This window comes from Micavibrio aeruginosavorus ARL-13 (assembly GCF_000226315.1).
Lineage (GTDB): Bacteria > Pseudomonadota > Alphaproteobacteria > Micavibrionales > Micavibrionaceae > Micavibrio > Micavibrio aeruginosavorus_B.
In genome coordinates this window covers 57,192-76,775 of the sequence record NC_016026.1, presented here as the reverse complement: position 1 = coordinate 76,775, position 19,584 = coordinate 57,192, and the positions used below count along the sequence as shown (strand labels likewise).

Here is a 19,584-nt window from a genome sequence, read left to right as displayed (position 1 = left end):
CCATCATGATTCGCACCATTCGTCTTTTTGCCGTACTGGCCCTGCTGGCAGGCGTTTCTGCCCCTGCGCTGGCCAGCGTTGAACCCGATTACGATCCGTCCAAGCCGCGCGTGACCACACCGTGGTACGGCATGATGACCGCCGCCAATCAGAAGGCGGACATGACCTTCATCACCGGGATGCGCCCGCACCATGCCGGTGCGCTGACGATGTCAACAGAGTATCTGGCCCATCCCGACGCCGCCAATGCGACCCTGAAACAACTGGCGCGCGGTATCATTCATAACCAGACGTTTGAAATCTCCATGCTGGATAAAGTCGAAAGCCATATTGATGATTTCAGCTTTACCGGCGACCGCCCGGTGCGCGGCCAAATCGCCACGCGCGGCCTGGCCCAGCAGCAGCAATTCAAGCGTGCCCCCATGCCCGGCCCGCTGGATATGTGGGCGGGATCGCGCGCCGTATCCGCCGAAGATGTCCGTTTTGCCAAGGCGATGATCATTCACCATGAAGGCGCGCTGGACATGGCCAACGCCTATCTGGCCGACCCCAATGCCAATAACGGTTATCTGAAATTGATGTCGCTGGACATTCTGCGCGATCAGGAAATGGAAATCGATTTAATGAAATCCATCATCGGCAAATACAAGGGCAACCCAAACGACATCAAAATTGACCCGTCGATGGTGCATGGTATGGACCATATGATGCACGGGTCAGCGGCGCAGGCCGCACCAGAAAAAAGCCAGCATCATCATTGATGCTGGCTCTCTTTTCATCCGTCATAACTGCCCTGCTTAAGGGTGGCATGACGGGGTAGAGCAGACAAACCGCACGTTCATCTCCTCAGAAATTTTTTGGATCGCCACCTTGCGGTCAGCCTCTGTGTTGAAGCGCAGTGACAACGCCAACGGTTTCGTTTCAGCCGTTTGTAGCGTCAGGATTTTTTGCTCCGTATCACCACCGCCGGCACAGCACAGCCAGGCCTCCCGCGCCTTGGGCAGATATGTGGTGTTCAGGGCGTTTGGCACCTGGAATATATGCGGCGTATAGCACGCAATATCCCCCGCCAGAACCTCCATGATGGCATGCATTTCGGTCGCGGATTCAGCCTCCACATACGCGCGCAGACTGCCGTTTTCGATCAATTCTTCCTGATACAACGTCTTGGCCACGCGCTGTGCATGGCTATCACAGACAGGCAGATCAACGGTGTCGTTTCCGGCCCCGAATTGAATGTGCAGGGTGTTATCCGCTCTGGCCTGCATGTGCGTGACCAGCCATGCGTGAACGTAGGTGGTGTCCGTACCCGCAATCACAACGGACGGCGCTTCGTAATGACGCATACTGCCATGATGCAATTGAAGCGCAGCATAGAAGGGTTTTAATTCACGCTTGCCAATCGCATGAGAGTGTTCGCCCGGCATGCCATCAACACCGATCTGGACGTTTTTATACCCCTTGATCTGCGATTCACCCACGCGCGCAAAGGTAATCGCATGATGTCGAATATAGCTGGTATAAAGAGGATCGCGCCCCTCCGGGCCATAGACCGGGAACGGAAATAATTCCGCCCCCGCATCCTGAAACACCTGTAACGCCGCATCGATATCGGGGCCAAACACATCTTTTTTACCGCGGAAGATTTCCCCCTTGGCGGTATAGATGGACACGCGGTCTTCATGTTCAAAGACGCGAATGCCCGTAATGGATTTTGCGTCGATCTGAATATCTTCGGAAAAATTTGTTCCTGTCGTCATGCGCGTCCCCTGCAGCCTCCCCGGCCCCGAATATTCTTCTTGTTATAGATTTAAAAAATCAGGACGGCATTGATAGCCGATCCTCGCAGCGCAGCACAAGAGGGCGCAAAGCAGAACAAAAAACAGATATTTATCAACGGGTTGATCGTTCTATATAAACCCGCAAGGCGATGTGGTGCGCGGCACTGAAGCGGTCGAGAAACAATTCAAAGTCCGCCGCAGAAGAATGCAGCGTGTCATGCAGCAATATATTCATCTGATCCTGCGTGAAATCGTTTTTTTGTTTTTGCAGGCAGGTCGTCAAACTCCAATACAACGCATCGGCACGCGCGGGATCGGTTTTCAACACCTGTAAATCCGCATCCTGAATGACAAAATCAAAGTCATAGGACGCATGCCCGGATTCAACCAGAATGCCGTACATCAAAACCCCGCCGCAATCAGTGACACACGGGCCAAACGGTGATTCACGCCAGATGATTGTTTCGGTCATTTTTTTCTCCAGGCCAAGGCGGGATACCTTTGGCGGCGGGCGATGCCCTTGCCAAAGTTGCAATGTTCTAAATTCGCTTTCGCTCATTCAGCACATTGTCGAACCACGTGTTCGTTCACCGCGCCCCACCCGCCATTAAAAAAGCCCCCAAGCGGGGGCTTTTTTAATGGCGGACAGGGCGGGATTCGAACCCGCGATAGGCTATTAACCTATACACACTTTCCAGGCGTGCGCCTTCAACCACTCGGCCACCTGTCCATTCCATCAAAGGGTCCCGCAAAAACGGGACGTGTCGGGGTTGATCCGACAGGGCCGCACCCTACCCCAGCAAACCCGTGCAATGCAAGGGTCTTTTCGCCAAAACGGGGACGCTTTGCGTGGTGTCGGGGGCGTGGTACAATATCCGAGTCATTTCGACCATCCATTTGATATTCAACGGATTTTTCCCATGCGCGCGTTGCAGATCCTGTGCTTTATTCTGGCGATCCCGTTTTTGGCGGCTCTGGGCCATGATGCCTATATCACCTATCAGGACCAGAACTATGACCAGCCGATGAAGTTCTCGCAGGTGGGCTGGCTGTTGCAGACCTATGCTCCGGATTCGCTGGGCATCACCAAGGACAGCGTTGAGCCCACAACGTGGGAGAGCACCATCACGCCCGTGCTGAAAATGCGCACGGTGATTTTGACGGGCGTGCCGTTTTTAGGCACGCTGGCGCTGATCCTGATCCTGAAGGGGTTGGAGATTGTCGGGGCCAAGGGATTGATGACGCGCAGCATCCCGGCAAAGACCACGAAGCGGCAATTCGTTGGCAAAGCGGGCGAATCCAAAACAGCCTTTAAATACAAGCGGAAATAAGGCGTTACACGGCAGCGCGGCGCGCCACGGCGGCCGAGAGTTCGCGCACACATCCATCAATCAAATCCAGATCTTGCGGCCGCGACAGGCGATGATCGCCGTCAGGCACCAAGGTCACACGCACATCGGCGTGTGGCAGCCGGGCCGCAATGCGTTCCGCCGTTTCCCATGGCACGTCGGCATCGCGCTGCCCCTGAATCAAACGCACGGGGATCGACAGATCATGATCCCGGTCCAGCAAGCACACACGGTTACCGGAATCGATCAGGGTCTGGGTGATGCGATAGGGCTCGGGGCTGTAGTCCGTTGGAACATCGGCAAAGCCCCGTGTTTGCAGGCTTAAACGCATGGCGTCATCAAAGGATTCTTCGACCATATTGCGGGTAAAATCGGGGGCTGCGGCCAGCCCGATCAAACCGCACACACGATCAGGCCGCGCCAGTGCAAGAAGCAGGGCGATCCACCCGCCCATGGATGACCCGACCAAAACCACCGGCCCATCGGTCAAGCGGTCCAGCACGGCCAGCGCATCATCCCGCCAGCTTTCAATCGTGCCTTCTTCGAACCGCCCGGCGGAGGCCCCGTGGCCACTGTAATCAAAGCGTAAAAACCCCTGCCCGCGGATGGAGGACCGCACCTCCAGATCCGTGGCTTTGGTGCCCGTCATGTCAGACCGGAATCCGCCCAGAAACATCACTGTCGGCAGGGCGGTTCCCGGCCCCTGGGCCGCCGTGCGGACATAGGCCAGACGCGGACCTTGGCTGCGGATCAGAAAGTCGGGCATGACACACTCCGGGATAGGCCGCCATGGCCCTTATGGGGGCTTGGACGGCAGGAAAAATATAGTTTAAATTGATTCGGCGTTTCTTAAGCGCCCGCCGATCGTGGCGGGGCGTTCGTTCACAAGATCATAGTTGAAGAATATGACACCAACCGATTCATCGACAAGCCCTGAGCGCAAAGGCACCAGCCTTATGCCCACATCCAGCATGGCGGGTGGCTTCACGGCCCAGAAAACCCCCGTCGTCATGCAAATCATTCCGGTTTTAGGACCGGGCGGTGCAGAACAGGGATGCATCGACATCGCCGCCGAATTAAACAATGTTGGCGCAAAATCGATTGTCGTGTCCCATGGCGGTTCGCGCGTGCCGGAATTGGCCCGCGCCGGAACATTGCACATTGATTTACCGGTGCACAGCAAACACCCGTTGGTGATGTGGAAGAACATCAAGCGCATTCGCCGCCTGATCCGTGATTACGACGTTGATATCGTTCATGTCCGCAGCCGCGCGCCAGCGTGGAGCGCATGGCGCGCCTGCCAAGGCACCCAAGCCAAATTCATGACGACCTGTCACGCCCCGTACAAAACCCAGACGGGATTGAAACGGTTTTACAACAGTTCAATCGCGCGCGGTGAACGCGTGATTGCCGTATCGCGTTATGTGGCCAATTATTTGAAGGCCACATTCGGGATTGATGATGACGTCATTCGCGTCGTCCATCGCGGCATTGCGCTGGATAAATTCCACCCCACCGCCGTCAGCGCCGAACGCATGATTAAAATCAGCCGCGAATGGCGTCTGCCCGACGGGGCCAATGTGGTGATGATGCCAGGGCGCATTACGCGCTTGAAGGGCCACCATGTTCTGATCGACGCCATCGCGCAATTGAAACGCACGGACGTGTTCTGCGTTCTGATCGGTTCGGATCAGGGCCGCGTTGAATATCGCAAGGAACTGGAAGACGAAATCCGCGCCCGTAAGCTGGAAGGCTATGTCCGGATTGTCGATCATTGCTCTGACATGCCTGCCGCTTACATGCTGACCAACGTTGTTGTATCCGCATCGACCGAGCCAGAAGGCTTTGGCCGCGTTCCGGTGGAGGCCCAGGCGATGGGTCGCCCGGTGGTTGCCACCGACCATGGCGGCGTGCGCGAAACCATTCAACGCGGCGAAACCGGATGGTTGATCCCGCCGGGCGATTCCACCGCTTTGGCCCGCGCCATTTCCGAGGCCCTAGCCCTGAACGCCACGCAACGCGCCGTTCTGGCCACACGCGCCATGGCGCATATTGCGGCCAATTTCACCAAGGAACGCATGGCGTTTGATACGCTGAATGTGTATTCCGAATTGCTGGGTGAAAAATTCGCCCCGGCCAAGAAAACCAAATCGACCCCGATCAGCGGCAAGAAAAAGCAACCCGCGCAAAGCAAAGCCAAAAAGCAATCCCGCCCCACCGACAGTGCGGCCCTGCGCCGTGCGGCAGAGTAAAGCATAAAGGTCCCAAGACGGATGAATCATCCAGAGCGTATTCTTGTTATTAAGCTCAGCGCTCTGGGTGATTTTATTATTGCGCTTGGGGCCATGCGGGCCATTCGCACGCATCACGCGGGTGCCCATATCACATTGCTGACCACCAAGGCGTTTGAATCACTGGCAATTCAAAGCGGATTGTTCAACGACATCATCATCGACCAACGTCCGAAAAAATTTGATCCCGCCGGATGGATGCGGGTGCGCAACATTTTTAAAGCCGGACGTTTTGACCGGGTTTATGACCTGCAGAACAATCAACGCACAGCGTTGTATTTTCGCCTGTCTAACATGACGAAACCGAAGCCGCACTGGGCCGGTACCATGGCCGGGGCGACATGGCGTGATGTGATTTCATCCAAGGCCACAGAACCCGCACCCTTGCGCCACGCCCGCCTGCTGGCGCTGGCCGGGATTGAAAACGTGCGCGATGATGATTTGCACTGGCTGGGTGGCGATCATGATGTCTTGAGGGACCTGTTTAAAATTCCCGAGCCCTATGTCCTGATCGTGCCGGGTTGTGCGCCCAGCCGCCCGGAAAAACGCTGGCCCGCTGATCATTATGGCGATCTGGCCCGGCGCCTGTATGGGTGGGGCCTGACGCCGGTGGTGATCGGTACGCATGACGAGCAGCCGCTGGCGCAAACCATCATCACCCATTGTGCGCAGGCGATTGATCTGACGGGGCAGACAGCGTTATCTGATCTGCCCATGCTGGGCCGGTTTGCCGCCGGAGCGATCGGCAATGACACCGGGCCCGTCCACATGATTGCGCCCACCGGATGCCCAACATGGGTGTTGTTTTCCGCATCCAGCGACCCGAAACGCCACGCCCCGCAATATCCATGGGTGCGCACAATTCAGCGATCCAAGCTGGATGATCTCAGCGTCAATGATGTGATGAATGTTTTAAAGGCGCGTGATTTCCGCACCTGAGAAAAATCAGGTCACGGACCCGTCGCCCATATGCGGGCTGTAGATATCGTACAACGTGCCCAAAATGGCCTTCGTCGCACGATCATTCATGGAATAATAAATGGTTTGCGCATCGCGGCGCGTGTTGACCAAACCGTCACGGCGCAGGCGCGCCAGATGCTGGGACAAAGCCGATTGCGACAGGCCAACGATTTTTTCCAGTTCACCAACGCTTTTTTCGCCCTGGTACAAGGCGCAAATGACCATCAAACGCCGTTCGTTGGACAACGCCTTCAGAAGGTTTACCGCAACCTCAATATTCCGTTCGACTTCTTTAACGTCCATAATGGCCGCCGATTTTCTATCCGCCCTGTTACAATCCTGATGGCACGAAATGGTGCAGCATCGCATTGTAACGCCCCAGCATAACTCTACTCACAGACGGTGCAGCAGCACCGTTACGCAGCAAGCGTATGATGGGAAATGCGTCCGTCATGTTTATTATTGTTTTTGCGTATGCGTCGCAGTTTAAGGCTTCACATACGGACAGATGCAGGAAAAACCCACCACCCTTTTAAATTGAACCCCCAGAGTAGTGCTTTCATTATCGCATGAAAAGATGCTAATTGAGTGAAAAAATTTATAAACTGTCTGGTTTAGTGAATTTGAATATACGATTTTAACAAACGCTTCAGCTTTGTTGCGATTGGGGTTTTTTCGGCAATTTTGCCAAAAAGCGCGTGCTCAAGCCCGGGGGCAACAGCCCCAAAGCCCCGGCAATCAAATAGGCCGGCCACGGAAACGCCACACGGACCCGGCCCGCCGCCAAACCCGCGGCAATCCGCGCCGCCGCCCGGTCGGCATCCATCAAAAACGGCATCGGATAATCATTCACGGCGGTCATGTTGCTGCGGACGAAACCAGGGCAGATCACACTGACCTCAATCCCTTTGTTCCGCACCGATCCGGCCAGCGCCTCGCCATACAGGCGTACAGCAGCCTTGGTCGCGCCATAGGCTGGTGCGCCGGGCCAGGGGCCAAAGCTCGCCAGCGAGCTCATAATCGCGATCTGGCCCACCTTCTGTGCAGCCATGATGGGCAGGACGGGTTCAACGGTGTTCAGCACACCATCAACATTGGTGGCGAACAGATTGCGGACCTGATCCGGGTCTTCGCCCACCGTGGGGGCACCACCAGTTCCACCGGATATACCCGCGTTCGCGATCACCAGATCCAATTGCCCGTGCCGGGCATGAAACGCGGCAATCCACTCCGCCATGCGCGCCCGGTCGGTGACGCTGATCACACGGGCCTCGACGCTGGCGCCTTTGCGTTGGCACGCATTGGCGACCGCTCCCAACCGTGCGGCATCACGCCCGGTCAGGCCCAGCGCAATGCCAGCGCCCGCATAATACAGGGCCAACGCCGCGCCAATGCCGCTGGACGCGCCGGTGATGATAATGATTTTTGGATTCTGCATGGATTAAAACCCGGTGATGGTCCGGCCCATTTTCGCACAATAGGCGGCGAAGGTTTTATCGAATTCCACCGTGATATCTTCCTTCGCTTTGTGCGAGGTGTTGATGACCAGATCGAAATTCCGTTCATCACCAATATCGACGCCGTACAACGTTTTATAACGCAGGATTTCACTTTTGCGGCGGCGGTCCACCTCTTCCATCGCGTGATCGAGATCGCGGAATGTTTCGCGCAGTTCCGCCGTGTCCTTGAAAATACGTTGAACCGCCACGTCCAGATCGACGGTCAACCGGACCTTCAACGTGTTTTTCACGAAGTGCCAGGCCATACGGGAATCCAGAACCAGATCGCCCGGCTGGTCATTCAGGCCGACCAGATAATGGTCGACCAGATGGTCCAATTCCGCCTGTTTTTCAGCCATTTCATTGAGTTCAGTAACCGATACACCCTTTTCCGCGGCCAGTTGGCGGAAAATATTCCCAGTGGTGATCAGCGGGAATCCGGTTTTTTCCGACACGGTGCGGGCAAATGTGGTTTTGCCGCTGCCCGGATCGCCGGTGATGGTGATGCGTAAAAGGTTCTCTGTGGTCATGCTTTTTCCTAAGGGGCCAAAGCCCGTTGGTCAAGCCCCAAGCCCCATCCCGTACAGCATCATCCCCGCCTACTGTCCCGTTTGGTCCAGATGCGCGGCCATGGCCAGAAAGTCGGACACGGGCAATTGTTCGGCCCGTTTCGTCCCATCAATCCCGCAGGATTCCAGCAAACTGGGGAAGATTTTCAAGGATTGGCGCAGCATTTTCCGGCGCTGGCCAAAGGCCGCCGCCGTCACCCGCTCCACCGTTTTAAAACTGGGGATTTGTGCGGAAGCACCATCCGTGACCGGGTGGCGGGTTAAATGTACAACGGTCGATGTCACCTTGGGCGGCGGAACAAAGGCAGAGGGCGGCAAGTCAAACATCATTGTCGCCTTGCACAGCCAGCCCACCAGCACCGACAGACGGCCATAATGATCCGTGCCCGGTGCGGCAGACATGCGCTCGGCCACTTCGCGTTGGACCATGATCGTGATGCTGTCATAGGCCTGGGGGTCGGCGTGCCATTGCTTCAACCACCCGATCAAAAGCGGTGTGGCAATATTGTAAGGCAGGTTCGCGATAATCGCGCGGCGCGATCCCGGCACCAGATCCAGCAGATTGAGTTTCAACGCATCCGCATGGACCAGATCCAGACGCGGCCCCGCCGCATCCTTCAACCCTTGGAGCGCAGCAATGGCGCGCGTGTCATATTCCACAGCCAGAACACGATCCGCATCGGACCGCACCAGCGCGCGCGTCAACCCGCCCGGACCGGGGCCAATTTCAATCGCAACAATGCCGTTTAAATCCCCCGCCGCGCGAGCAATTTTATCGGTGATGTTGAGATCAAGGATAAAATTCTGACCCAGTTTTTTTTCGGCGCGCAATTCATGCGCGGCAATCACATCGCGCAATGGCGGCAGCGCATCCACCGCGGCCACAATGTCGGGTGTTTTTTTATAGGCTGAAAGATCAGACACGACGTTCGATAAACGCCTCGGATTTCAAATCCAGCAAATAGCGGCGTTGCAAACGATCCAGCGTTTCCGTGCCAATTTTTTGTGCGATGTCATCGCGGCTGGGCAGATCATCGGCGGACAATGTGCGCTTGGATCGCACCAGCAGGATATGATAGCCCGTGAGCGAGCGCAGCGGTTGCGACATATCGCCCTCTTTCATCGTGGCCAGGGCCTGGTCCAGGGCCTCGGGCAATTGCCCTTCCTGCACCCAGCCAATATCACCGCCACGCGCAGCCGAGGGGCCTTGGGAAAACTGTGCCGCCACTTGCGGGAACGGGGCCTTGCCCGCCGCAATTTCAGCCGTCAGTTTTTGCGCCAATTGACGGACACTGCCATCTTCCGCCGGATTATCAACAGGCAGGAAAATTTCCCCGACCAGATATTGCATTTTCCCGGCGCTGGATTGGATAAAATTCAAACGCGCATCAATGTCGGTTTCGCTGACATTCACTTTCGGGCGCAATTTCTTCTGAATGACCTTACCCCACGCCATCTGGGACCGCACCTGATCCGCCATGGTGGACATTTTAATCCCACTGCCCGCCAGCATTTTGCGGAAGGTTGCCGGATCAATCTTGTTGTTCTGGGCCACCATGTCGATGCCCGATTCAACCTCTTCCGGTGTGACTTCAATATCCAGACGCTTGGCTTCCTGCAATTGCAGGGCTTCATCAATCAGCATATTCAAAATCTGCGGGCGGATTTTGGTGCGCACATCGTCATTGTTCGGCAAGCCGGATGACGCCATCACCAGGCGCATGCGTTCATTCACATCGGAATGGGTGATAACACCCTGGTTCACCACGGCGGCAATACCCTCTTGCGCCGACGCGGCATAGGCCACGGGGGCCGCCGCGCTCATCAAACCACCGCCCAGCACGGCCAGAACAGCCACAGCGGCCAGAATGCGTGTTTTCATCATTCGCTTTTCCATCAATCAATCAGTGGGATCAATCACGCCCGTTTTTTATCGCCGAAACGGCCACCGGGGCGGAACCGCTCCAGATAAGCCGGAACAATCAGGCTCATCCCCGTGGCGGTGACACCCAGATCATCCAGCGTCATCGCATCATCCTGCACCACGTTGTCGGTCTTCAGGGATTTCACCTGATCCGGGGTCAGGATGGGCTTGGGCGGAATAAACTGCAGCACACCGGCCTGCAACGCGGCGACACCAAACGGCAGGTTCACCATGCCACACCGTTTACCGATATAGGAAAACAGGCGGCTGTAAATATCACGGAAGTTCAAAATTTCCGGCCCGCCCAATTCAAACACCTGGCCCAGCGCGCCGCTGTGGCCAAAGGCGGAATGGGTGGCGGCGGCGACCACGGCATCGGCCACATCACGCACATACACCGGCTGGAACCGCGTCATACCACCGCCGATCAGCGGCAGGGCCGGCATAAAACCAGCCATCGTGGCAAAGCGGTTGAAGAAATCATCTTCCGGGCCAAAAATCACGGATGGGCGCAGGATTGTCGCATTCGGGAACGCGGCCAGCACCGCCTGTTCACCGGCCAGTTTCGTGCGACTGTAGCGCGATGGGTTGCGATCCGCCCCCAAAGCCGAAATATGCACAAAGCGCGACACATTCTGCGCCGTGCAGAGTTCTGCAATCATTTGCGGCAGGTCCGTGTGCAGGCGTTTGAAATCGCCGCGCTTGCGTTCGTACAAAATGCCGATGCAATTTACGACCACGGATGATCCGGCAATCACGCGTTCAACACTGGCGCGATCGCGCACATTGCACGTCATCGGAACGATCTGTCCCACGGTGCCATAGGGGCGCAGGAAATAGGCCGATTCCGCCGCACGGCTGGCCACCTTGACCGTATATCCGGCCCGGGCCAACGCCTGAACCACATACCGTCCGACAAAGCCTGAACCACCGAAAACTGTTGCGATTTTTGGTCCGATCGACATACCCAGAACCCTTGGCTAAACCCATTGAAAAGCGTGCGAAAAAACTGTGCCCACTATGGCAACACCAGCCCGTCCTGTCCAGCCATGCGAAAGGGGTGTGGAATTTTACAGAATCACTATTCTTCCAGCGGTACGACGAATGAATCCATCACACGTTTGTGCCCACCTTTGTCGAACGCGATATCCAGCTTCGCCCCATCGACATTCACCACCGTGCCGGCCCCGAACGTGTCGTGCCGCACCCGGTCACCGCGGACATAGGGATGGTCGGACAGGCTTTGCCGCATGGCCAGCGTTTGGGTCGCAACAACCGGCGTCTGGGCCATCGTGGCCGCGCGGGAGGATCCACCGAAGCCGGATGAATCCCAATGACTGGATCGTCCGGCCCCATAGACACCGGATTCCGCCGCCACTTCGATATGGTCTTCGGGCAGTTCATCGACAAACCGTGACGGCAGAGCATTGACCCAGTTGCCATAGGTCAGACGATTGGACACATAGGAAATAATCGCCCGCTTGCGCGCCCGCGTAATGCCGACATAGGCGAGGCGGCGTTCTTCCTCCAGCCCCTTCAGGCCGTTTTCATCCATACTGCGCTGGGACGGGAACAGCCCGTCTTCCCAGCCGGGCAGGAACACGCAATCAAACTCCAACCCCTTGGCCCCGTGCAGGGTCATGATCGTCACCTGCGCCGTGTCGTTGCGGCTCTGGTTTTCCATCACCAATGAAACATGCTCAAGGAAATCGGGCAGGGATTCAAATTCCGCCATGCCCGTCACCAGTTCACGCAGGTTTTCAATCCGCCCCGGCGCATCGGGTGACTGGTCCGCCTGCCACATCGCCATATAGCCGGATTCATCCAGCATCTGGGCTGTCAGTTCCGTATGCGCCATGGTGGCCAACAACCCGCGCCAGCGTTCAAAATCCGCAATCAGACGGCGGAATGTGTCGCGCGGCTTGGGTTTCAATTCATCCGTTTCAACGATATCGGCAATCGCGTCATACAGGGATAAATTCCGCGCGCGCGCATGCGTCACCACAGTTTTCATCGCCACATCACCAAGGCCGCGTTTGGGCACGTTGATAATACGTTCCAACGCCAGATCATCGCGCGGTTGCGCAATCACGCGCAGATAGGCCAGCGCATCGCGGATTTCGGCACGTTCATAAAAACGTTGTCCGCCGACAATTTTATGCGGGATGCCCAGCGCATTAAAACGTTCTTCAAATTCGCGGGTCTGGAACCCCGCCCGCACCAGAACGGCGATCTGGTCCAAGCTCCAGCCCTTTGTTTGCAGGGCTTCAATCTCCTCCGCCACAAAGCGTGCTTCGGCGGGGCCGTCCCACAGGCCGCGCACGGCGACCTTTTCCCCATCGTCCGCATCGGCCCATAATGTCTTGCCCAAGCGATCTTCGTTATGTGCGATCACACCGCTGGCGGCCGCCAGAATGTGTCCGGTGGAGCGGTAATTTTGTTCAAGACGAATGATTTTCGCGCCCGGAAAATCCTGTTCAAAGCGCAGAATGTTGCCCACCTCGGCCCCGCGCCATCCATAAATGGATTGGTCATCATCCCCGACGCAGCAAATATTCGCCGCCGCGCCGTCGCGTTGCGCCAACAGGCGCAGCCACATATATTGCGCGATGTTCGTGTCCTGATATTCATCCACCATGATGTAACGGAAACGGCGTTGCCAGTCAGCCAGCACATCGGCATGTTTCGGGTCACGCAGAATGCACACCATGTGCAACAACAAATCCCCGAAGTCACAGGCATTGACGGCTTTCAAGCGGGCCTGATATTGCGCGTAAAGCTGCACCAGTTTTCCGCCCGCGGCCTCTCCCCCTTCGTGCGGGGGCAGGTCGGAGGGCAGACGCGCGCGATCTTTCCACCGGCTGATGATGCCCATCATGGCGCGTGGCGCCCATTTTTTGGTGTCGATGTTTTCCTGTTCCATCAACTGCTTCAGCAAACGCACCTGGTCATCGTCATCAATGATGGTAAAGGCGCTGGTCAGACCCACCAGTTCCGCATGACGGCGCAGCATACGTGCGGCCAGGGCGTGGAACGTGCCCAACCACCACCCTTCAACCGGTTGCCCGCCCAGCAGAGCGGAGACACGTTCACGCATTTCACCAGCGGCTTTGTTGGTGAAGGTCACAGCCAGAATTTGATTGGGATAAGCCCGCCCGGTCATCAAAATATGCGCCAGCCGCGCGGTCAGCGCCCGCGTCTTGCCCGTACCCGCCCCGGCCAAAACCAGAACCGGACCATCCAGCGTTTCCACCGCCTCGCGCTGCGGGGGATTCAGGCCGTTGAGATACGGGGGCGACATCGGATTTTCAGGGCTGTGTGCTTGCATGCGCCCACCTTAATGGCGCAATACCACAGGGGCAAGAGGGAAGGCGCTTACGGCCCGATGGCGACCCAGCGATCCCCTTCACAATATTGCAGGACGTTATACGTACTGTTGTAAACCAAGGATCCCGCACCACCGACAGGATCGGCACATCCCGCACCCCCGTCCCCATAGGGTCCGGCGGCATACCACGCCGTACCATCGCAATATTGCAGGACGTTGAGGGACGAACTGTAAAGCAGATCCCCCGCCTGCCCGGCCGGGGACGCACAGGGCCCTACTGGCGCACCAGATTGGAAAACATACGCAATCCCCGCACCAGTCAGGCCACCGGGGCTGTCCTGATACGCGCCAATTACGGCTTTGGTCCGCGTCATCGACACGGAAATCCCGAAACCATCACCGTTGGTTGGAGCCGGGTTTTCCAGCGTTGCAAGCAGGTTCCCGGTATAAGCGTCGAATATATAGGCCGCGCCGGCACCGGGAACCGCCCCGGACGTATCCTGATACGCCCCCACAAGAACGTGCGCGCCATGAACGGAAACAGAATATCCAAAATTGTCGTTGGTCGCGGGATTGGGGTTATTCAATTGCGCCAGCAAGGCCCCCGTCTGTGCATTAAACACATAGGCCACACCGGCCCCGCTGATACCGCCGGCACTTTTATAAGGCGCACCCACGGCCAGAATATTCTTATGCAGAGAAACGCTAATGCCAAACAAATCATTGGCCACAGGATCAGGATTGGAAATGGTTTGCAGCAAGGCCCCCGTGCGCGGATTGTAGATATAGACTGACCCGGCATTGGTCACACCGCCCGGATCATCCTGGTGCGCACCAATCGCAAGCCGATCCCCCGAGCCGGAGACAAAAACACCGAAATAATCGGCGTTATCGGGTGTGGGGTTGCTGATTTTTGTGATTTGCGCGCCGCTTTCGACATCGAAGACATAGACTGTGCCGTCACCAAAATAGGCCCCGGCATGGTCATACGGCGTCCCCACCGCCAGCAACCCGGAAAACAGCGATAGGGAATTGCCATACCCATCATCGACGGCGGGCTCGGGGTTGTGGAATGTTTGTAAAAGCGCGCCCGTCTGCGCATCATAGACAAAGGCCGACCCCGCAACAGAAATCCCGCCAGGGTCCGCCTTGTACGCCGCAACAGCAACCTTGCCGCCCGAAATTGAAACGGCATTCCCAAACCAGTCTTCCGCCGCTGGCGTCGGGCTGTTCAGGGTTGAAACCAAAGCCCCCGTGGATGCATTCAGGACATACGCGGACCCGGCATTGGTCACACCGCCGGGATCATCCTGGTGCGCACCGATCACGATAAATTCATCCGATGCCGACACGGCCACACCGAAAATGTCACCCGTCGCCGGTGCCGGATTGTTCAATGTTGTTGAAAGGGATGCGCTGGCCCATGACAGCGGATTTTGTTCTTTGGGAAAGGTGACCCAATCCGTACCATTGCAATAAGACGGGGCACTGGCCGCCGACGACCAGACAAGTTCGCCCGCAACACCCGGTGGAACCGCGCAATCTGCCCGGGCGTGCGACGGCATCGCAACCATCAGGGCGATGGCCAGTCCGACACAGCGATAGAGCGTCTGATTCTTGACGCGGCTTACAGCCATCATCATTTTGTACTCATCTGACAGGATACGCGCCGGGGTATCAAAGTTCTCGCGCTCAGTCCCCCGCTTTTTATTTTACAAGGCACTGATTAAAATAAGTTATGTGATTAAAATAAGTTATGTTTCACAGTGCTGAATGCGATCTATTCTTTGGGATATAAAAATCAAGGCCCGGATGGCGTCCGGGCCTGTGAAATATTCAATTTATGACCCTCACGGCACGATTTACGCGCCGTTGCTGCGCTTGCCCATCGGGGTCGGGGCGGCGGCGACCTGGTTCCGGCCGTTGTGTTTGGCGGTGTAGAGCGCCGCGTCGGCCCGTTCAATCAAATCGGTCATGTTTTCGCCGTTGATATATTCGGCCACGCCGACAGACATGGTAATACGGCCCAGTTTTTCACCCGTGGTCCGGTTAATCACATCCTTGGTCGCAACCGCCTTGCGCAAATTGTTCCCAACGGCCACACCCGCGGTCAAATTCGTGTCGGGCAGGATGATCGCAAATTCCTCACCGCCGTAGCGCGCGGCAATGTCCTTACCCTTCACCCCTTCGATCAAGGTGCGGGCGACAAGGCGCAAAACCTGGTCCCCCACCTGGTGACCATAATTGTCGTTGAAGGATTTGAAGTGATCAATATCAACCATCAACAGGGTGAACGACCCCTGTTCGCTTTGCGTATCGCTGCTGACCCGATCCAGCGCCGCATCAAAAGCCTTGCGGTTGGCCAGGCCGGTCAGGCCATCGGTCATCGCCTCTTTCCGCACCTGTTCCAGGTCGCGTTGCAGCTCTTCCATCAAGGTGGAGGATTGTTCCAGTTCCTGTTCCAGCTTGTGGTTATGTTCCAGCATTTTCTGTGTATCGTTCATCACGCCGGACACCAGATTGCGCATCTCGTCCACGGTTTTGGCGCCGCCCATTTTTTTGGATACATCTTCCAGCGTACCGCTATAGGACGTGGTGGCGTTTTTCACGTCGCGCACAGCCCCGGTCACATTTTTAATGGTCGCCTTCACCTGATCACCGGCGCGGCGGATCATTTCCTCGTTCCGCGCATCGCTCAGGAAACGCGTGTGCGGATCGCGGCAGCGGTCTTCGGTAATTTTCTGGCGGTTGGACACCAGGATGTCCAGCGCGCGCGTCACCTCCGGGCTGATCCCGGCATAGTAGACGTACCACAGCTCGTAAATATCCGGCGACGGCGGCAATCCTTCATCAAGGATGCGCGTCATGGCTTTTTCGGCAAATTCCCGGGCCTGATGTGCTTCGTGCGGATAGTTCACGCCATTCAATCCTGAATTAAAAAGAGAAAACGAAGAAGAATAAGGTACCAGTCGAGTCCGCCGCGTCAAAGGATGCAATCTGCGAAACGGACCCTCCCCATCATGGCAGACAGGGCCTTAACAGGGGCTTAACAACCTGATTCATAACATTTTTCATAAATTCAGGGCACTCCGCAAAACGCGCGGGATCCCGTATGATTTATCGGGCGTTTTCGAAGCACCCAGTTTTTGCACGCAGTGTAGATAGCGCACCAATCCGCTTTTTTATTCCCCCTCCCAAAGTGAGGGGGCTTTTTCAGTGGTTTGCTAGATCAAACCCGCCCTAGATCAAACCGGTTTGGGCATCCATCGTTTCCGGCGGTGCATATTGCAGGGCGGCCATCACCGCCTCGACCCGGTCGGCCACCATCAGACCCGCACGATCGGATTCGCGCGCAAAGCCATTATTGATCATGTGATCAATCAGGGACAGAAGCGGCGTCCAGAAATTATTGACGTTCAGCAACACGACAGGCTTGTCATGCAAGCCCAGTTGCCGCCACGTCATGATTTCAAAAAATTCATCCAGCGTTCCCAAACCACCGCTCAACACCACGAAGGCGTCAGCACGATCAACCATCATCTGTTTGCGCTCATGCATGGAATCCACGACGTACAGTTCGGTCAATTCGGTGTATTTTTCTTCGCGTGTTTCGATGTGGTGCGGAATAATACCAACGGCAGTACCACCATGTTCCATCGTCGATTTCGCAACCAGCCCCATCAGGCCAACGCGCCCGCCGCCGTAAACCAGCTGCATCCCGGCCTCACCCAGAGCACGACCCAGAGCCCACGCGGTGTCTTTATGCACCTGCGCCACATTGGAAGAGGCGCCGCAATACACGCAGACATTACGAATGGGGTGGCGAACTTTTTGAACGGCGGTTTTATTTTGAATTGTATCAGTGGTCATCGGTCTTTCAATCAATCTTTCGTTTTACGTCGCGCAACATTACAGTTCCAAGCCCTGCTTGTACAGGCATAGAAAGATCCGTTTTATTGGGAGAGTTGTGTAACGCGGCGCGTGATTACATCATCGCACCGGACATGCGCATGGCTTGCCCACGCATCGCCGGATCTTCGAGGCTCAATGCATTGGCTTTGGCCACATTGTCAGCATCGGCGGCAATGCCGTTTTGCTGGCGGGCTTCGTGCAGTTTGGCGACATTCACCCCATCCAGACGCATGCTTTCATACGCCTTCATGGCCGGTGTTTGTTCAATATTGATACGGGCAACATCGCGCAGACCCGCACCGGACAGGCCCACACGGCCTTCGTCCATATCCATCATCGCCTTCGGATTGCCAAATCCCGGGCCCTTGCTCATCTGATTGAACATGCTTTGCGATTGCGGGTTGGCGGCGTTTTGTTGTTGCGGGCCAGCCGGGGACGACGGCGCGGAATCACCACGGCCATAACCAGCATCAACCACATGGCCCTTGCGGTCCACTTTCGTGGTGATCAAATCACCCTGGTTCATCATGCCGAACGTGCCACGGCCCATCATGGACACCAGTTGAATGGTGGCCAGTGCGGCTCCGGCGGTCGGGCTGACCGTTGATACGGCGGCCACAGCGGCGGCACCCTTGGCTTCGCCCGCGACAAATGCACCCAGACCACCCGGTTGGTTCATGCCGCCCGGGCCGTCATTGCCGGCATCCAGCGCATTCATACGCTTGGTCAGATCGGCGGCCTGTTCACGGATGTTATCCTGGGCCTGTGTTGCGGCATTGGTTTTGGCGTGACCTTCGGCACGGTTGGTTTCAACACCCTTCGCCACTTGGTCGTTGTTCAGTTTCTGGGTCGGGTTCCAGATTGCACTGGTCGTCGTCAACGCGGTGAATTGTTGTTTCAGATCGCGCATGTTGTCTTGCGTTTGCGCGTTTTGTGTCTGGCCTGTGCCCATGGCGGCCGGGGCGAACACGCTGGCAAAGGATGCCATCGGGGACGGTGTCGCATTCACCTGCGCATCCATGGATGCGTTGAAATCCTCGGATGCGTTGAAATCCTCAAGCCCGTTCAAATCGGCATGGAGGTCGGAATGCAAATCGGCCGCACGCATATGAACCACGCCCGCCTCTGCACCGTGAAGACCGTCTATCTGATTGAATTGCCCGGCTAAAACACCCACCACAACACCCTTTTATTTATATTTCATAAGATCATAGGCTTCGAGGCCCTAAAATACTCTTAATATGACAACCATTCTATCCCAACCCCGGTCTGGGTCAAGGGCTTAAAACTTAAACACTTTCAATGAATTAAACCGAAAAAACGGGAGTAAACGAATCAGGCCAGATACGTCAGGCCGGGCATACGTTTCGCCACCACCGCCCGGATCGTCTCGGCATTGCGGGTCAGGATATCGGCCACAGGATCGCGGGCATCGCGGATCATCACCACATGCAACCCATGCACCGGGTGATCCGGATTTTTGATCATGGCCAGAAAGTCACTGTCCTGTGTCACGATTGCCGCGAACTGGCCCTGCACCGCGCGGGTGCAGATCAACGCATCCAGCGCCTTGGCATGAACGCGATTATGTGGCGCCAGATTTTGGCGCGACAACCCCTCGGCCTCGACATGCGAACACACACCGAAATCGCGGATCACCTGTGGCAACAATGTGTAGGGTATATTTTCATCCAGCAACACCGCCTTCGGGCCCGCTGGTAAAGCCCGCGGGTGCGCCGGATCATCGCCAAAGCGCGCGTGATAGGCCAATGCCGTTTTGATTTCCTCGGGTTTGATACCAGGATGACGCGCAAACAGCACATCCCCATCAACACCCGCCGCCAGATCGCGCAACACCGGGGCCAACGCAACACCAGAGCGACTTAACACCACAACACCATCCGGCGCGGCAGCCACAAGCCCGAACAGGCGGGTCAGTTTTCGATGGTTGTCGGTGCGGTGTCCCATTCC

At 56.6% G+C, this 19,584-nt stretch carries 20 protein-coding genes and 1 tRNA gene; 4 read left to right on the top strand and 17 right to left on the bottom strand.

Annotated features, from left to right (window positions below; genetic code table 11):
• Nucleotides 1-5 precede the first annotated feature (5 nt).
• Complete coding sequence (locus tag MICA_RS00385; RefSeq protein WP_014101657.1) at nucleotides 6-761, top strand: DUF305 domain-containing protein; 756 nt, start codon at nucleotides 6-8, stop codon at nucleotides 759-761.
• Nucleotides 762-797: 36 nt separating this feature from the next.
• Here MICA_RS00385 and MICA_RS00380 read toward each other — a convergent pair whose 3' ends face one another.
• From MICA_RS00380 to MICA_RS00370, 3 genes are all read right to left on the bottom strand, one after another.
• On the bottom strand, nucleotides 798-1,760 hold the full coding sequence (locus MICA_RS00380; protein WP_014101656.1) for a hypothetical protein: 963 nt from the start codon (nucleotides 1,758-1,760) through the stop codon (nucleotides 798-800).
• Nucleotides 1,761-1,893: 133 nt separating this feature from the next.
• Nucleotides 1,894-2,253, bottom strand: coding sequence for a hypothetical protein (locus MICA_RS00375; RefSeq protein WP_041794125.1), 360 nt, complete (start codon nucleotides 2,251-2,253; stop codon nucleotides 1,894-1,896).
• 167 nt (nucleotides 2,254-2,420) lie between these two features.
• Nucleotides 2,421-2,511 (bottom strand) — tRNA-Ser (locus MICA_RS00370).
• A gap of 190 nt (nucleotides 2,512-2,701) precedes the next feature.
• On the opposite strand from MICA_RS00370, the gene MICA_RS00365 reads away from it, so the two are divergent.
• Complete coding sequence (locus MICA_RS00365; RefSeq protein ID WP_041794122.1) at nucleotides 2,702-3,112, top strand: hypothetical protein; 411 nt, start codon at nucleotides 2,702-2,704, stop codon at nucleotides 3,110-3,112.
• A gap of 4 nt (nucleotides 3,113-3,116) precedes the next feature.
• On the opposite strand, the gene MICA_RS00360 is transcribed toward MICA_RS00365, so the two are convergent.
• On the bottom strand, nucleotides 3,117-3,896 hold the full coding sequence (locus MICA_RS00360) for an alpha/beta fold hydrolase (RefSeq protein ID WP_014101652.1): 780 nt from the start codon (nucleotides 3,894-3,896) through the stop codon (nucleotides 3,117-3,119).
• Between the two features lie 190 nt (nucleotides 3,897-4,086).
• Here MICA_RS00360 and MICA_RS00355 point away from each other — a divergent pair, with 190 nt between their 5' ends.
• Together MICA_RS00355 and MICA_RS00350 are read left to right on the top strand one after the other, a co-directional pair.
• Nucleotides 4,087-5,382, top strand: coding sequence for a glycosyltransferase family 4 protein (locus MICA_RS00355; RefSeq protein WP_014101650.1), 1,296 nt, complete (start codon nucleotides 4,087-4,089; stop codon nucleotides 5,380-5,382).
• 21 nt (nucleotides 5,383-5,403) lie between these two features.
• Nucleotides 5,404-6,360, top strand: a complete 957-nt coding sequence (locus MICA_RS00350) for a glycosyltransferase family 9 protein (RefSeq protein WP_014101649.1) — start codon at nucleotides 5,404-5,406, stop codon at nucleotides 6,358-6,360.
• A 6-nt stretch (nucleotides 6,361-6,366) separates the two neighbouring features.
• Here MICA_RS00350 and MICA_RS00345 read toward each other — a convergent pair whose 3' ends face one another.
• The 13 genes from MICA_RS00345 to MICA_RS00290 form a co-directional block, all read right to left on the bottom strand.
• On the bottom strand, nucleotides 6,367-6,684 hold the full coding sequence (locus tag MICA_RS00345; RefSeq protein ID WP_014101648.1) for an ArsR/SmtB family transcription factor: 318 nt from the start codon (nucleotides 6,682-6,684) through the stop codon (nucleotides 6,367-6,369).
• A gap of 28 nt (nucleotides 6,685-6,712) precedes the next feature.
• Nucleotides 6,713-6,835, bottom strand: a complete 123-nt coding sequence (locus tag MICA_RS12385) for a hypothetical protein (RefSeq protein WP_269082933.1) — start codon at nucleotides 6,833-6,835, stop codon at nucleotides 6,713-6,715.
• A 195-nt stretch (nucleotides 6,836-7,030) separates the two neighbouring features.
• Nucleotides 7,031-7,819, bottom strand: a complete 789-nt coding sequence (locus MICA_RS00340) for an SDR family NAD(P)-dependent oxidoreductase (RefSeq protein WP_014101647.1) — start codon at nucleotides 7,817-7,819, stop codon at nucleotides 7,031-7,033.
• 3 nt (nucleotides 7,820-7,822) lie between these two features.
• Nucleotides 7,823-8,410, bottom strand: coding sequence for a (d)CMP kinase (cmk, locus tag MICA_RS00335; protein ID WP_014101646.1), 588 nt, complete (start codon nucleotides 8,408-8,410; stop codon nucleotides 7,823-7,825).
• Between the two features lie 69 nt (nucleotides 8,411-8,479).
• Nucleotides 8,480-9,373, bottom strand: coding sequence for a 16S rRNA (adenine(1518)-N(6)/adenine(1519)-N(6))-dimethyltransferase RsmA (rsmA, locus tag MICA_RS00330; RefSeq protein WP_014101645.1), 894 nt, complete (start codon nucleotides 9,371-9,373; stop codon nucleotides 8,480-8,482).
• Nucleotides 9,366-10,334 carry a peptidylprolyl isomerase gene (locus MICA_RS00325; RefSeq protein ID WP_014101644.1) on the bottom strand — a complete coding sequence of 323 codons (969 nt, stop codon included), beginning with the start codon at nucleotides 10,332-10,334 and terminating at the stop codon, nucleotides 9,366-9,368. The genes rsmA and MICA_RS00325 overlap by 8 nt, the downstream gene beginning before the upstream one ends.
• Before the next feature lie 32 nt (nucleotides 10,335-10,366).
• Complete coding sequence (locus MICA_RS00320; protein WP_014101643.1) at nucleotides 10,367-11,338, bottom strand: complex I NDUFA9 subunit family protein; 972 nt, start codon at nucleotides 11,336-11,338, stop codon at nucleotides 10,367-10,369.
• 116 nt (nucleotides 11,339-11,454) lie between these two features.
• Nucleotides 11,455-13,701 carry an ATP-dependent helicase gene (locus MICA_RS00315; protein ID WP_014101642.1) on the bottom strand — a complete coding sequence of 749 codons (2,247 nt, stop codon included), beginning with the start codon at nucleotides 13,699-13,701 and terminating at the stop codon, nucleotides 11,455-11,457.
• A gap of 47 nt (nucleotides 13,702-13,748) precedes the next feature.
• Nucleotides 13,749-15,344 (bottom strand): PQQ enzyme repeat family protein, encoded by a 1,596-nt coding sequence (locus MICA_RS00310; protein WP_014101641.1) that lies wholly within the window; start codon nucleotides 15,342-15,344, stop codon nucleotides 13,749-13,751.
• 219 nt (nucleotides 15,345-15,563) lie between these two features.
• Nucleotides 15,564-16,619: a GGDEF domain-containing protein gene (locus MICA_RS00305; protein WP_014101640.1), complete on the bottom strand. Its 1,056-nt coding sequence runs from the start codon at nucleotides 16,617-16,619 to the stop codon at nucleotides 15,564-15,566.
• A gap of 322 nt (nucleotides 16,620-16,941) precedes the next feature.
• Entirely contained in the window at nucleotides 16,942-17,571 is a 630-nt protein-coding gene (locus MICA_RS00300) for an LOG family protein (RefSeq protein ID WP_014101639.1), read from the bottom strand.
• A 115-nt stretch (nucleotides 17,572-17,686) separates the two neighbouring features.
• Entirely contained in the window at nucleotides 17,687-18,790 is a 1,104-nt protein-coding gene (locus MICA_RS00295) for a hypothetical protein (protein WP_014101638.1), read from the bottom strand.
• Between the two features lie 158 nt (nucleotides 18,791-18,948).
• Nucleotides 18,949-19,581, bottom strand: coding sequence for a DUF5615 family PIN-like protein (locus tag MICA_RS00290; protein ID WP_014101637.1), 633 nt, complete (start codon nucleotides 19,579-19,581; stop codon nucleotides 18,949-18,951).
• Nucleotides 19,582-19,584: the final 3 nt, after the last annotated feature.

What these genes read in the sequence shown, in the direction of transcription:
- MICA_RS00385 (WP_014101657.1), top strand. Translation starts at nt 6, where the DNA reads ATGATTCGCACCATTCGTCTTTTTGCCGTACTGGCCCTGCTGGCAGGC.
- MICA_RS00380 (WP_014101656.1), bottom strand. Translation starts at nt 1,760, where the DNA reads ATGACGACAGGAACAAATTTTTCCGAAGATATTCAGATCGACGCAAAA.
- MICA_RS00375 (WP_041794125.1), bottom strand. Translation starts at nt 2,253, where the DNA reads ATGACCGAAACAATCATCTGGCGTGAATCACCGTTTGGCCCGTGTGTC.
- MICA_RS00365 (WP_041794122.1), top strand. Translation starts at nt 2,702, where the DNA reads ATGCGCGCGTTGCAGATCCTGTGCTTTATTCTGGCGATCCCGTTTTTG.
- MICA_RS00360 (WP_014101652.1), bottom strand. Translation starts at nt 3,896, where the DNA reads ATGCCCGACTTTCTGATCCGCAGCCAAGGTCCGCGTCTGGCCTATGTC.
- MICA_RS00355 (WP_014101650.1), top strand. Translation starts at nt 4,087, where the DNA reads ATGCCCACATCCAGCATGGCGGGTGGCTTCACGGCCCAGAAAACCCCC.
- MICA_RS00350 (WP_014101649.1), top strand. Translation starts at nt 5,404, where the DNA reads ATGAATCATCCAGAGCGTATTCTTGTTATTAAGCTCAGCGCTCTGGGT.
- MICA_RS00345 (WP_014101648.1), bottom strand. Translation starts at nt 6,684, where the DNA reads ATGGACGTTAAAGAAGTCGAACGGAATATTGAGGTTGCGGTAAACCTT.
- MICA_RS12385 (WP_269082933.1), bottom strand. Translation starts at nt 6,835, where the DNA reads ATGACGGACGCATTTCCCATCATACGCTTGCTGCGTAACGGTGCTGCT.
- MICA_RS00340 (WP_014101647.1), bottom strand. Translation starts at nt 7,819, where the DNA reads ATGCAGAATCCAAAAATCATTATCATCACCGGCGCGTCCAGCGGCATT.
- cmk (WP_014101646.1), bottom strand. Translation starts at nt 8,410, where the DNA reads ATGACCACAGAGAACCTTTTACGCATCACCATCACCGGCGATCCGGGC.
- MICA_RS00325 (WP_014101644.1), bottom strand. Translation starts at nt 10,334, where the DNA reads ATGATGAAAACACGCATTCTGGCCGCTGTGGCTGTTCTGGCCGTGCTG.
- MICA_RS00320 (WP_014101643.1), bottom strand. Translation starts at nt 11,338, where the DNA reads ATGTCGATCGGACCAAAAATCGCAACAGTTTTCGGTGGTTCAGGCTTT.
- MICA_RS00315 (WP_014101642.1), bottom strand. Translation starts at nt 13,701, where the DNA reads ATGCAAGCACACAGCCCTGAAAATCCGATGTCGCCCCCGTATCTCAAC.
- MICA_RS00310 (WP_014101641.1), bottom strand. Translation starts at nt 15,344, where the DNA reads ATGATGATGGCTGTAAGCCGCGTCAAGAATCAGACGCTCTATCGCTGT.
- MICA_RS00300 (WP_014101639.1), bottom strand. Translation starts at nt 17,571, where the DNA reads ATGACCACTGATACAATTCAAAATAAAACCGCCGTTCAAAAAGTTCGC.
- MICA_RS00290 (WP_014101637.1), bottom strand. Translation starts at nt 19,581, where the DNA reads ATGGGACACCGCACCGACAACCATCGAAAACTGACCCGCCTGTTCGGG.